The organism is Aurantibacter sp. UH7 (assembly GCF_056839165.1).
In genome coordinates, this window is sequence record NZ_CM166388.1 from 3561230 (window position 1) to 3574716 (window position 13487).

12 protein-coding genes are annotated in these 13487 nt (G+C 34.2%); 7 read left to right on the forward strand and 5 right to left on the reverse strand.

The genetic code is table 11. The annotated features are described in order from the left end of the window. Positions 1 to 85: 85 nt before the first annotated feature. Genes UH7x_RS15135 through trhA form a run of 3 tightly spaced genes read left to right on the forward strand, consistent with a single transcriptional unit; the run spans position 86 to position 4589 of the window. Positions 86 to 1963: a 3-keto-disaccharide hydrolase gene (locus UH7x_RS15135; RefSeq protein WP_482360758.1), complete on the forward strand. Its 1878-nt coding sequence runs from the start codon at positions 86 to 88 to the stop codon at positions 1961 to 1963. 18 nt (positions 1964 to 1981) lie between these two features. After that, positions 1982 to 3928, forward strand: a complete 1947-nt coding sequence (locus tag UH7x_RS15140; RefSeq protein WP_482360759.1) for a sulfocyanin-like copper-binding protein — start codon at positions 1982 to 1984, stop codon at positions 3926 to 3928. Positions 3929 to 3956: 28 nt separating this feature from the next. Further along, complete coding sequence (gene trhA / locus UH7x_RS15145) at positions 3957 to 4589, forward strand: PAQR family membrane homeostasis protein TrhA (RefSeq protein ID WP_482360760.1); 633 nt, start codon at positions 3957 to 3959, stop codon at positions 4587 to 4589. A 33-nt stretch (positions 4590 to 4622) separates the two neighbouring features. On the opposite strand, the gene UH7x_RS15150 is transcribed toward trhA, so the two are convergent. Beyond that, positions 4623 to 5543, reverse strand: a complete 921-nt coding sequence (locus tag UH7x_RS15150; protein WP_482360761.1) for a ThuA domain-containing protein — start codon at positions 5541 to 5543, stop codon at positions 4623 to 4625. Between the two features lie 136 nt (positions 5544 to 5679). Between UH7x_RS15150 and UH7x_RS15155 the strand changes: the two genes are divergently transcribed. The 3 genes from UH7x_RS15155 (at position 5680) to UH7x_RS15165 (ending at position 9784) form a co-directional block, all read left to right on the forward strand. After that, complete coding sequence (locus tag UH7x_RS15155; protein WP_482360762.1) at positions 5680 to 6912, forward strand: DUF6807 domain-containing protein; 1233 nt, start codon at positions 5680 to 5682, stop codon at positions 6910 to 6912. 15 nt (positions 6913 to 6927) lie between these two features. Next, complete coding sequence (locus tag UH7x_RS15160; protein WP_482360763.1) at positions 6928 to 8304, forward strand: Gfo/Idh/MocA family protein; 1377 nt, start codon at positions 6928 to 6930, stop codon at positions 8302 to 8304. 97 nt (positions 8305 to 8401) lie between these two features. Further along, positions 8402 to 9784 (forward strand): putative oxidoreductase C-terminal domain-containing protein, encoded by a 1383-nt coding sequence (locus UH7x_RS15165; RefSeq protein WP_482360764.1) that lies wholly within the window; start codon positions 8402 to 8404, stop codon positions 9782 to 9784. A gap of 105 nt (positions 9785 to 9889) precedes the next feature. Here UH7x_RS15165 and UH7x_RS15170 read toward each other — a convergent pair whose 3' ends face one another. After that, complete coding sequence (locus tag UH7x_RS15170) at positions 9890 to 10318, reverse strand: DUF4268 domain-containing protein (RefSeq protein WP_482360765.1); 429 nt, start codon at positions 10316 to 10318, stop codon at positions 9890 to 9892. Next, positions 10318 to 10989 carry a ZIP family metal transporter gene (locus tag UH7x_RS15175; protein WP_482360766.1) on the reverse strand — a complete coding sequence of 224 codons (672 nt, stop codon included), beginning with the start codon at positions 10987 to 10989 and terminating at the stop codon, positions 10318 to 10320. The genes UH7x_RS15170 and UH7x_RS15175 overlap by 1 nt, the downstream gene beginning before the upstream one ends. A 78-nt stretch (positions 10990 to 11067) precedes the next feature. Between UH7x_RS15175 and UH7x_RS15180 the strand changes: the two genes are divergently transcribed. Continuing rightward, positions 11068 to 12219 carry a THUMP domain-containing class I SAM-dependent RNA methyltransferase gene (locus UH7x_RS15180; protein WP_482360767.1) on the forward strand — a complete coding sequence of 384 codons (1152 nt, stop codon included), beginning with the start codon at positions 11068 to 11070 and terminating at the stop codon, positions 12217 to 12219. 16 nt (positions 12220 to 12235) lie between these two features. Here the strand turns inward: UH7x_RS15180 and UH7x_RS15185 are convergent, their stop codons facing one another. Further along, positions 12236 to 13006: a DUF6048 family protein gene (locus UH7x_RS15185; protein ID WP_482360768.1), complete on the reverse strand. Its 771-nt coding sequence runs from the start codon at positions 13004 to 13006 to the stop codon at positions 12236 to 12238. After that, positions 12987 to 13484: a DUF6452 family protein gene (locus tag UH7x_RS15190; protein WP_482360769.1), complete on the reverse strand. Its 498-nt coding sequence runs from the start codon at positions 13482 to 13484 to the stop codon at positions 12987 to 12989. The genes UH7x_RS15185 and UH7x_RS15190 overlap by 20 nt, the downstream gene beginning before the upstream one ends. Positions 13485 to 13487: the final 3 nt, after the last annotated feature.

The window sequence follows — 13487 nt, forward strand, 5'->3', positions numbered from 1 at the left end:
TAAATACTAACGAAGTTTAAATTTATTTGGTTTTCTCGTATATTCACCGAGTTTTTAACCTCCCCTTTTTAATAATATTTGATTTATGAGGATTTTTATTTGCCTAATTTTTACTGCACTTTTCTTTTATTCTTGCGGAGATAAACCTGTTGATGTTCAATCGAATCAGGAAGAAGTCACTCCTGTTGATTATTTACCTTTTGAAAAGATTAAATTGGAAAATTTGTCCGATTTCGAACAAGTTTCTGAGAATTGGACAATAGCAGCAAGTACTTATGTAGATAGGGCTGAAGATAAGACTATTACTTCAGCTGAAGGAAAGGGAGTGTTAGTTAATAAACCTGAGGACGGTAGAATGGGTAATCTCTTTACTAAATTTGAACATGGTGACATAGAGTTGGAAGTAGACGTTATGATGCCTAAAAACTCGAATTCAGGGATATACTTTCAGGGTCGCTATGAAATTCAACTTTTTGATAGTTGGGGAGTTGAAAATCCAACCTTTACGGATATTGGTGGAATTTATGAAGGTGATGAATATGAAGGCGTAAAAGGATTTGACGGGCAGGCACCAAATATTAATGCCGCTAAAGCACCTGGACTCTGGCAACATTTCAAAATAATTTTTCATGCGCCAAAATTTGATGATTCGGGCAATAAAATAAAGAATGCAAAATTTGAGAAAGTTTGGTTAAATGGGGTGTTAATTCATGAGAATGCTGAAGTTACCTCTCCTACGAGAGCGTCCGCTTTTAAAAATGAGCAGAAGAGAGGACCGCTTATGATACAGGGCGATCATGGTCCCGTTGCACTTAAGAATATCAGCTATAAATTATACGATGATAAAAGTGTTTCACTTTCGAATTTGAAAATGATTGAATATGAGAATAAGGAACAATTAATGCCTAACATAGATAGTTTAGTGCCAATTAGAGAAATAGTTATAGATTCTATTTCTGCTCAAATGGTAAGTGGCGTTCGAACTCAAAGAATTTTAAAGTTTACAGGTGAATTACAAATACCTAGCAACGGTGAGTATCTATTTGATTTAAAAGTTAATCAAGGTGGCGCTCAATTTATCGTTAATTCCGACACACTAATTAACTTAAATGGTAATTATTATTTGGATTCTTTAGGATTGGCAACCGTCAATTTGAAAACAGGCCTAACACCATTTACTCTTATATATAACAAGCACAATCCTTGGGTAAAAGGTTTTAGTTTAGAAGTAGAGGGTCCAGGATTACAGAAGAGCGCTTTACAAGCTTATAAATCTCTAGATTTATCAAAGAATAAACCGACAGAAAGCATGAATGTTGACGTTTTGGATGAAACTATTACACAACGTAGTTTTTTAATGCATAATGGAAATAAAAGGACACATTGCATTTCAGTTGGCACACCAGAAAAAATTAATTATGCCTATGATTTAAACTTAGGAGCATTATTGAAAGTGTGGAGCGGAAGATTCTTAGATGCTACACCAATGTGGCATAGTAGGGGACAAGAACAATTAGCTCTTCCTGCTGGTTTTACCGTTTCTTTTGATGGAGATTTAGCATTTTATAAACTAGAAAACAAGAATGCCATTTGGCCAATGGAAGGGAATGTAAATAGAAAGCAAATGGGCTATGAGTTAGACGGTAATAGGATACCAACATTTTTATCGCAAATAGGGAATAGTGTTATTTCTGATAAAATGATACCATCTAACAAGCAACGTGCCATAAAACGAATTATTAATATAAAAGGTGATGAAGAAATTTGGCATAAAATTGCATCAGGAGAATCAATAGTTGCTCTGCCTGATGGCACATACCTTGTTAATGACGAGAGTTATTTTATAGCTTTTGATGTAGAAGATTCAGTGAAGCCGATAATACGAAATAGCGAAGGAATGGATCAGTTGTTAATTGAAATTCCGGCTGGAGAACAGTTAATTGAATATAATATTATCTGGTAAAATATGAATATGAGAATTATGAAGAAACTAATATTAGTATTTATATTATTAGGATTTGCAAATGTTAGTTATGCCCAAAAGCAATCGGATTTGGCTAAAAAAGAATCGAAGTATTACAAGATAGTTGATGTGCCGATTCCAGATGATATAAAACTTGAGGTTGGTGGATTAGTACTTACAGACAAAGATAAATTGGGAGTTTCCACAAGACGTGGAGATGTTTGGTTAATTGATAAGCCATATAGTCAAAAACCTACTTATACTCGTTTTGCTCAAGGTCTTCATGAACCATTGGGTTTAAATTATAAAGATGGTAGTTTTTATTTGTCACAAAGAGGTGAATTAACACGTTTAACAGATAACAACGGAGATGATAAAGCCGATAGTTATAAAACTATTTATTCTTGGCCACTTTCTGGTAATTATCACGACTATTCATACGGACCGAAATTTTTAGATAATGGTGATATGTTGGTTACTTTAAATTTATCTTGGATTGGCCATGGAGCAAGTCTTGCAAAATGGAGAGGATGGATGTTGAGAATTACACCAGAAGGGAGAATGACACCATTTGCGACTGGTTTGCGTTCTCCATCAGGATTTGAGATTAACGCCGAAGGAGATATTTTTTACACGGAAAACCAAGGTGATTGGGTAGGTTCAGGCAGAATGACTCATTTGGAAAAAGGAGATTTTGCTGGTAACCCTGAAGGCTTAGTTTGGTCCGATGATGAGCAATCTCCATTAAAGCTTAAGATGGATGATATCGAAAGAGAATCAGGGCTTAGTCTATATGAGTATTCCAAAAAGGTGCCAGAATTAAAAGCTCCGGCAATTTGGTTTCCGCATACTATACAGGGTATTTCTACTTCTGATATTTTGTATGATACCACTGGCGGTAAATTTGGTCCGTTTGAAGGTCAAATGTTCGTTGGTGATCAGGGACATAGCAAAATAATGCGCGTTTTCATGGAAAAAGTTAATGGTGTCTATCAAGGAGCTTCTTTTAATTTTGTTGAAGGATTTTCGTCTGGGATTCTTCGAATGATATGGGGTAGTGATCAAAGTATGTTTGTTGGTATGACCAGTAGGGGTTGGAGGTCGACAGGAGGCTCAGAATTTGGTTTGCAACGTTTAATATGGAATGGAAAAACTCCTTTTGAAATTAAAACAATGAAGGCTCTTGCAGATGGTTTTGAATTGGAATTTACTAAACCAGTAAATAGGTTACTTGCGGCTAAAATAGAAAGCTATCAGATCACAAGTTTCAATTATAAGTACCATTATAATTATGGTAGCCCAATTGTTGGACAACAAAAGGGATTGGTTAAAAATGCAAAAGTTTCTGAAGATGGCCTAAGTGTTAGGTTAACTGTAGATGGTATGCGTCTAGGTTTTATACATCAACTTAAAGTACCGGAACTGAAAGCAAGCAATGGTGAAGAATTATTACATGATACAGGTTATTATACCTTAAATGAGGTTCCGGGTGGTGAATTGAAATCACTACCTACAGAAAGTATGACCAATGTAGCTAAAGGTGTAGTTCAGGAAAAAAGAGTTAATATCATGCCACTTACTTGGACAAATGGAGTTGATAGACAAGTTATAATAAGCACAAAACCGGGACTAAAATATGATATTGAAGTTTTGGAATTGGAGGCTAGTAGTAAAGTTGAAATTACTTTTAATAATAATGATGATATGATGCATAATCTGGTTATTACACAAAAGGATAATGCAATTGATGAAGTTGCACAATTAGCATTAAAATTAGGATTGGACGGTCCAGATATGAATTATGTCCCAACAACAGATTTGGTAATTGCGCATAGTGGTATACTTGAGCCGGAATCTTCTGAAAAGATTTATTTTCAAACACCAAAAACTCCAGGCCAATACTGGATTGTTTGTACCTTTCCTGGTCACGCAACTTCTATGCGTATTAAGTTGATTATAAAGTAGGATTTAAGGGTAAATGGTTCAATTTCAAATGCATCTGAATACAGAAATAGAAAATGAAGAAAGATTAAATACCATTTCTCATGGTATAGGTTTTGTTTTGGCGATTTTAGGAATGATTTTTTTGTTGCTGCAAAATTCAAAAAAATCTGATTTTTCCACGGCAAGTATTGTTGTCTATAGCTTAACATTAATATCTATGTTTGGAGTGTCCACCCTATATCACTATTCTAAAAATCCTATTTTAAAAAAGAAATTACGAATATTAGATCATATTAATATCTACTTTTTAATTGCCGGCACGTATACGCCAGTAGCATTAATTACACTAATTAATGGTAATGGTTGGGTGATATTTTATGCAGTTTGGGCCTTTGCAATTTTTGGCACTTTCTTTAAAATATACTATACAGGTAAGTTTGAATTTTTATCCTTGTTACTATATGCCGTAATGGGGTGGTTGATTGTTATTGATATTGATAATTTGTCAAATGCAATGCCGAAATCCGGAATGCATCTATTATGGTTAGGCGGAGCATTTTATACACTAGGAATTCTTTTTTATGCAATTAGACGGATTCCGAACAATCATTTTATATGGCACTTGTTCGTCTTAGGTGGAGCTGTAAGTCATTGGTTAATGATTTATTTAACTGTTGTCTGACCCTTGTTAAGGAGCGGTGCATAATATTATATATTAAAGATTACCAATAGGCGAATCATCACATTTTAAATCACCGACAACATACTGCATTCCATCTAAGAAAAATTGCATTAGTTCCGGGTTGTCCAAACTTTGCGCATTATGTGAAGGCGATGTATAGAAGACTCTTCCTTTACCATATTTTTTTATCCACGAAACATAAATAATTTTATCTTTCACTTCCTTTTTCTGCCCTTCAATCTTATCAACTTCCATATATAATAATGGTCGAAAATTAAACTCTGAATATGCATTTTTAAAAAAGTACGGTTCATCAACATGAGTAAGACCATTACCTTTAAAGGCTTGTACCATGGGGTGATTGGGGTCTACTTCTTTTACATGAATTTCTTGTTGTTTTGGGTGATAATCAAAACTACCACCTGTTAACCTACTAAATGGCATCGAGTTATTTTGAATAGTAATAGCACCATGTAGCAACATTAATCCACCACCTTTAGCAATATAATTCATGAAATTCTGCTCATAAATAGCAGCCTTAGTTTTTATTTCAATATCACTTAATGAGGTGTTTTGACTTAGCAAATCATTAAATAGATCACGATCCGGTCCACTAGGGTTAGAATTATTTAAAATTACAGCATCATATTTTTTAAGATTTTTCTTTTCAAATTGTTCTATGTCAAAACCAACATGTACTTCAAATATGTTCGACTTTTTTGCAATTATTTTCAGCAACTCAATATTATGTGGAATAGTCCAATGATCAAATCCGGTAGCTTTCGAAAAAACTAATATTTTCTTTTTACTAACATTTTTAACTGTAGGTTCAGAAGGAGCAAGCTTTTCTATTTTAGCAAGCCATTCATCTGTAATCTTTATTGGGTCTAAGCCCTGAGCTTTAATAGTATTAATAAATAAAAATAATATTAAGGAAGTTATAATTCTGGTCATAGTTGTAACTTTTTGCTATTTATCGTGAACGTTAACGTTTTTGTTGCACTGTTTTTCTATTTTGTCAAAAGTAATTGTAAATTACGGAATAATTACATCAATTTAAGGTATTCTTTTGAAGACTAAAACCAAGTTAATGCGTTTGAAAAAAGGAAATATATTTCTACTTTATTTTTTGGTTTCAATGGTGTCTTGTAAACAAAACGATGAGATTTCGTTTGCTGTAGAAAATCCCGAATACGATTTGAACGTAATTCCTGTTTCCGTAAATACGGATATTTTGATTGGAAAAAATATAGAACAATACAAACTGTTGCAAAATGAAATTGAAATAAGTTATCAATTAGATGGGGAAAAAATTTGGTTCATACATAATCCTAAAAATGGAAATACATATAGTTTTAAGGAAAATGAAAATAAGTTGGCTGGTTCAAACTTAAATAAAAGGGAAGTTGAAAAGGAAAATGGAAGCTTACATATAAAACATGGTCAAAAACCATTGCTTTCATATCGTTACGAAATGAAGTATCCTCCGGTGGGCATAGATTCGATTTTTAAAAAATCAGGATATATACATCCAATAATAACACTAAAAGGAGATACTTTATCGAGAATTCAACCACCTGATCACTATCATCATTACGGTTTATGGGGGCCATGGACGCATACTAGAATTGACACTACAAGAGTAGATTTTTGGAATTTAGGTGAGGGTATGGGATCGGTACTTTTTAACGATTTTAAAGATACCCAAGAAGGAGCTGTTTTTAATTCATTTGTAGTTGAACAAGAGCACATTGATTTTAAAACTCAAGCTGAACCACAAATAGCATTAAATGAAGATTTGCAGGTGCGATTATGGAATCTTAATCATGAAGATAGGTATATGTTTGATTACGTTTCTTCGTTTACCACACCGTTGGAAAACGGCATTTTGTTTGAACAATATAGATATGGTGGGGGTATTGGTATGCGTTTTAATGAACGTTACAAGGCTGATAACACTTCAGTATTGACATCTGAAGGTAATGATCGATTAACAGCCGATGGTACAGGTGCAAAATGGTGTATTGTCACTGGAGAATCAACAGATGGAAAAGGTACAAGTGGAATATTATTTATGAGCCATCCTACAAACCGAATGCACCCAGAACCGATGCGAATTTGGCCAATAGATAGTAATGGTGGTCGTGGTGATATGTTTTTTGAATTTTGTCCAATTCGACATGAAGAATGGAAAATAGAACGGAATAAATCGTACGACTTAAAATATAGAATGGTAGTCTTTGATGGTAAGTTAAATGCCGAGGAAGCAGAATCTTATTGGCAAACATTTGCTAATCCTATAAAAATAGAACAAACTAAATAACTCAATTTATACAACATGAAAAGAAGAAATTTTATTAATAAAACAGCTCTAGGCACTGTAGCAGCAGTTGGTTTTCCAACTATTGTACCAGCTCATGTTTTAGGGAAGGATGCGCCAAGTAACAAAATTAACATAGGACAAATAGGTTGTGGAAGAATTGCCAGGGATCATGATATTCATGATACTATTCGATTTGATCAAGCGCATTACGTTGCAGTTTGTGACCTTGATTCGAAACGCGCAGCTGATGCCAAAGTTTTGGTAGACACTTTTTACAAAGAGAAGACTGGTAAAAGCAAATACATGAACACAAAGGTTTATGGCGATTATCGCGAGATGTTACTGAATAAAGATATAGATGCCGTTGTGATTAGTACGCCTGATCATTGGCATTCTCAACCGGCAATGGAAGCGGCAATAGCTGGAAAGGATATCTATGTACAAAAGCCAACCTCTTTAACGGTTCGCGAAGGACAACAATTGCGGGAAGCTGTTCAAAAGAATAATGTAATTCTTCAAGTTGGAACGCAACAAAGAGCAATGCCACAATTTAGGGTTGCTGCAGAATTAGTAAGAAATGGTAGAATAGGAAAAGTACATACTGTTAAGATAGGCTTACCGGGTGACCCTGCAGGTCCAGAGGCTCCTGCAATGCCAATACCTAGTAATTTGAATTTTGATATGTGGTTGGGGTCTACACCAGAAGTAGATTATACGGAAATTGGTGTGCATCCTCAAAATGATTACAGTAGACCTGGATGGTTGCGTTCAAGAAATTATGGTGCAGGAATGATTACGGGTTGGGGTCAACACCATTACGATTCAGCTGCATGGGGAATGGATACGGAATTATCCGGTCCCATTTCGGTAGAAGCCTTAGCTGAATTTCCAAAATCTGGATTATGGAATGTTCATGGCGACTTTTTTGTGAAACATGAATATGCAAATGGTATTACAGTTTATACTAGTGGTGGATATACCAATGGCATTAAATATATAGGTGAAGATGGATGGATATTTGTTTCACGTGGCTCCTATACTGCGTCTGCCAGTGATCCAGTTGATAAAGAAAAAAGTTCTAAAGCACTTAATGCCTCTGACCCAAAAATCTTGGAAAGCGTAATTGGTGAAAACGAAATTCATTTAGAGAAGATAGATGATCAGCATGGAAATTGGCTAGACTGTATTAAAACTAGAAAGCAGCCGATATCACCTATTGAAAAAGGTCACAAAGCCTGTACAGTTTGTTTAATTAGTGATATTGCCATGCAATTCGACAGAAAATTAGATTGGAATCCTGATACTGAGATGTTTGTAAATGACGATGAGGCTAATGCTTTATTACGTCGTGAACAGCGTAAACCTTATGGTACAGATTATGTTAAAGGATAAAATTATTTAGTTACTTTTAGGTGTTGTAAAAATTGAGCTCATTTAAACTTTTATGTCATTTTAAAACTTTGAATGAGTTTCTTAAATTAATTAAATAATGAAATATACGATTGCCACAGTACTTACTCTTTTATTTTTTGTTTCGTGTGGAGAAAAAAAGTCTGCTGAAAAAAGTATGGAAAAAGAAAAAGTTGAAAAGGTAAAATTGATGACTCTGGATCCAGGTCATTTTCACGCCGCCTTGGTGCATAAAGAAATGTATCCACAAGTTGATTCTACCATTTATGTCTTTGCTCCAGAAGGACCTGAAGTTCATGGCTTTTTAAAAAAAATAGAATCGTATAATTCTAGAGATAATGAACCTACCGATTGGAAGGTAATTAAAAGTGTTTCAGATGAATATTTGAATACGATGGTTTCTGAGAAGCCTGGAAATGTTATGATTGTTGCTGGAAAGAACTCTAAAAAAATCGATTACATTTTGGCAGCAGTTCAGGCAGGACTTAATGTGTATGCAGACAAACCATTAGTAATTAATTCTGAGGGTTATGAGAAATTGAAAAAAGCTTTTCAATTGGCTAAGGAGAAGAATGTTCTCATTTATGATATTATGACGGAACGTTTTGAGTCAACAACCATGATGCAGAAATTGTTTTCGTCAATGCCTTCGGTATTCGGTGATTTAGTAGAAGGAACTCCAGATGATCCAGCAATTGTAAAAGAAAGTGTGCATCACTTTTTTAAATATGTCTCAGGACAAGCACTTGTTCGACCACCATGGTTTTTTGATGTTAATGAAGAAGGAGAGGGCATTGTGGATGTTACTACACATTTGGTAGATCTAGTGCAATGGGAAGCATATCCGAATCAGGTAATAGATACTACTGCGATAGAAATAGTGAATGCTAGACGTTGGCCAACAATTCTGACAGCTGAAGAATTTAATGGGGTTACAGGTTTAAGTGAATTTCCTGATTATCTTCAAAAGGATTTGGTTGATGGAAAACTAAATGTTTTTTGCAATGGCGAAATGACATATAAAATAAAGGATAAGTATGCTAAGGTTTCAGTAATTTGGAATTATCAAGCGCCCGAAGGTACAGGTGATACTCATTTTAGTATAATGAGAGGTACAAAGAGTGATTTGATTATCAAGCAGGGGCATGGTGAAAATTACAAACCTGTTTTATATGTGCGACCAAAAAATAAGGAAGGTTTTGATGAACTAATAAAAGCAGTAGTTGATAGTGAAGTACAATCACATTTTAAAGGAACTACATCCGAATTAATGAAAGACGGTACATGGCGAATTAATATTCCAGATGAATTTAAAATAGGACATGAGGCTCATTTTGGCCAGGTAACAGCAAATTATTTGAGATATTTAGAAGCGGGAAAATTACCGGAGTGGGAAGTTCCTAATATGATTGCAAAATATTATACTACAATTGAAGCTTATAAATTGGCGCTTGAGAAGTAATCTTTGAGAAAATATAAACTGTAACAATCAGTTTGCTCATTTTTATAAACATAATTTATTCCTATAAGTATCACTTTGGATGCCTAGAACTTTTGGATTGATTAATTAGGAGTCGATGATATCTTTGTATTCGAAGAAAAATTCTTCCAGTTGTTTCATGTTTTTATCAAGAAATTGCATGGTTTCTTGCCATGTGTTTTTATTGTGAATAGATACATTATGTAATTCTAAATATACTCTTGAAATTTCTTTTCCATTTTCAAGAAAATAGGAATCATCATAAATAACATCTGGCCAATATTCATCTTTCAAAATCGATTTTAAAGAAACTAATTTCTCCCAGAGTGAAATTCTTTTCTCCAGATTATCAATATCTACATCCATAGAAACTCTCGCTTTTTTCACATCAAAATCGAATTTCAGTAGTAGTCCTTTTATTTTAGTATTGTATAAAATCCATTTATGAGGATATGATTTGCCAAAGGCAATCCAGAAATCTTGTCGTAGCTTTTTAGATTCTTCTTTACTAAACATTAAACAAAATATGCAATTAATATACCTAAGATAATAACGGCTAATTTTCTAAGATTAAAACTGTGACCTTCAGAGCTTTCGAAAAGTATAACTGTAGAAATATGGAGAAAGACACCAATTACTAAGGCCGTAATAGGTACATGGTATTTTCCAATAGCGTCAAAATTGGCAGCAATGTACGTGCCAAGTGGAGTCATCATTGAAAAAAGCACTATGAACAAAACAGCGTTTGAACGCGAGATTTTTGAATTTAGTAAGAAAATGCTTAAGATTATCGCAATTGGCACTTTATGAATTAAAATTCCATAGATAATACTGCCATCATGGTCTATGGGGAAACCTTCTAATAGCGAATGAATGCAAAGACTAATAAATAATAATATTGGGAAATTACTTTTTTCACTATCAATATGTACATGACCATGTTCGGCACCTTTAGAGAAAAACTCAAGAAATATTTGCAACAATATTCCCGACATTATAAATAATCCAACCGTTTTAGAATCAGACTGCTCATAAACTTCAGGTAATAATTCAAAAATAGTAAGTGCTAATAGAAAACCACCACTAAACGCGAGCACGAGCTTAAAGTTGCTTTTATTCTTTAGCCTAGTAACTAGGACTAATACATAACTGAGCAAAACTGCAAGAATGGGTGATAAATAAATCATTAAGTAAATTGGCTTTCTAGTAAATTGAGTGTCAAGGCGCAAAAATACTGTATTTTTGCGGCACAATTTATCGTGGGTATGAACAATAATTTTAAAATGGTCGCAAAGACCCTTTTTGGTTTTGAAGAGATTTTAGCCAAAGAAATACGCAATTTAGGTGGCGGAAATGTTGTTGCTGGAGTAAGGAGTGTATCCTTTGAAGGTGATACAGGGTTTATGTACAAAGCTAATCTTTGTGCGAGAACAGCAATAAAAATTATTAAACCAATTCATTCATTTACAGTTAGAAATGAGAATGAACTATATCGGAATATCTATGCCATGGATTGGACAGAGTATCTTGCAATAGATATGACATTTGCCATTGACACCACCGTAAACTCTGATAATTTCACACATTCATTGTATGTTTCGCAAAAGGTTAAAGATGCGATAGTAGATAAATTTAGAAGCACAGATGGTAAACGACCCGATGTAGATGTTAAAAATCCAGACTTACGGATAAACATCCATATACAAAAAGAACACTGTAATGTTTCTATTGATAGCTCAGGGCGGTCATTGCATCAACGTGGTTATCGTACGGCAACAAATATTGCTCCGATTAATGAGGTTTTGGCTTCGGGGTTATTGTTAATGAGCGGTTGGCGAGGACAATCTGATTTTATGGATCCCATGTGCGGTAGTGGTACTTTTTTAACGGAGGCAGCGATGATTGCATGTAATATTCCCGCAAATATTAATCGTAAAGGGTTCGCATTTGAAAAATGGCATGATTTTGATGAAGACCTTTTCGATAAAATTGTAGAAGTTAGTTTGAATAAAACCCAAGAATTTAAGCATAAAATTATTGGTTATGATAAGGCTCCATCGGCGGTTCGTAAAGCTGGTGATAATGTAGAAAACGCAAATTTAGAGGACTATATTACGATAGAACGTAAGAATTTCTTTAAAACTGAAAAGTATACAGAAGGGCCATTGCACATGGTTTTTAATCCGCCTTATGGAGAACGATTAAATCTTGATATGGAGGAATTTTATTCTTCTATAGGTGATACATTAAAACAAGGTTATCCTGGCACAAATGCATGGTTAATTACTTCAAATATGGAGGCTTTAAAATACGTAGGGTTACGTACTTCTAAGAAAATAAAAGTTTTTAATAGCCATTTAGAGTCTCGTTTTGTAAAATACGAAATGTACGAAGGAAGCAGAAAAAGGAAAGATTAGAAATTAGAAAAATATATTATTCTTCTAATTCAGGTTCTGGTTTTTCTTTTACTTTTTTAGGCTTTTTGGTTTTTTTGTAGAGTGGTAAAAAATAAGTTAAAGTGTAGTTGTAACCAACACCAAATTTGCTTCCATCAGTTACCTTATTAAATCCAGGAATAAATAGGTCGTGGAAATTTGAATCGCGATTAGCATTGGATAGCAAAAACCCAATTCTAGCACTAAACCCCAAGTAGATATTTGCAAATAATTCTCCCTTAACTCCAACTACGCCTTCCAGCCATGATGCTGTACGACCCCCAAATTCTAGCGGTTCCGTACTGCCTTGTGGGAAATCTGAAGCATTCCAATAACGTTCAGCATCGTAGGGTTGGTAACTATTGAGAGTCTGACTGTATGAGCCAAAAGCATAACGACCACCAACATATATCGAATTTTGTTCTCCGTACCAATTGGCATATGTATTATAATCTACACCTAATTTTATATAACTACCAGAAGCAGTAAAATTATATAAGCTTTCCTGTTTTGTTTTTTTCTCATTTCCAAATTCACCAGCGATATACAACTTATAATTTAGTCGGTAATCACCTACGAATTCAATACCGCTATATCCTGTTGCTAAAAACTTAGTGATTGGTCTGCTTAGGTCCACACCAAAGCGAATACCATATTTCTGCTTGTAAACAGTTGTAGTATCTTTTTTTTCAATTGAAAGCGTATCGGACTGACCGAACCCAATCGTAAAAAACCAAAAGAAACATATGCTAATGAAATATTTTGACATCGGCGATGGTATCTGTTACGGTTAGTGTTGAATTAACAATTTCTATTCCTTTCATCCAATTATTTTCTAATGGAATTGTTCCTTCAATATTTTCAAAATTTATAACATACCCACAAGCACGTGATTTAAACTCAGTTGCAAGAGAATAATTTAACAACAAAGTATCAATATCGGCAGTGGTTTCATCTTCGGGGTCAAGATTCCTAGTAATAAGAAAAGATGTAGCTATAGTATCAGCTCTTAGAGGAAGCAGGATTTCGGATGTAGATACGTTTGTAATAACAGCGTAAACTGAGTCGCCAATAACGCCTTGGACTTTAAGTTCACTAACTTCTTTAAGAGCAGTCGTATCAAAAAAGTCATAAAAACGAACAACCAATTGTGGCGTAGCAGCATCAATACAGATATCATCTTTTTCGCATCCAGAAAAAAATATGATTACAGAAAGTATACCAAAAACCAAAGCAATTTTTTTCATAGG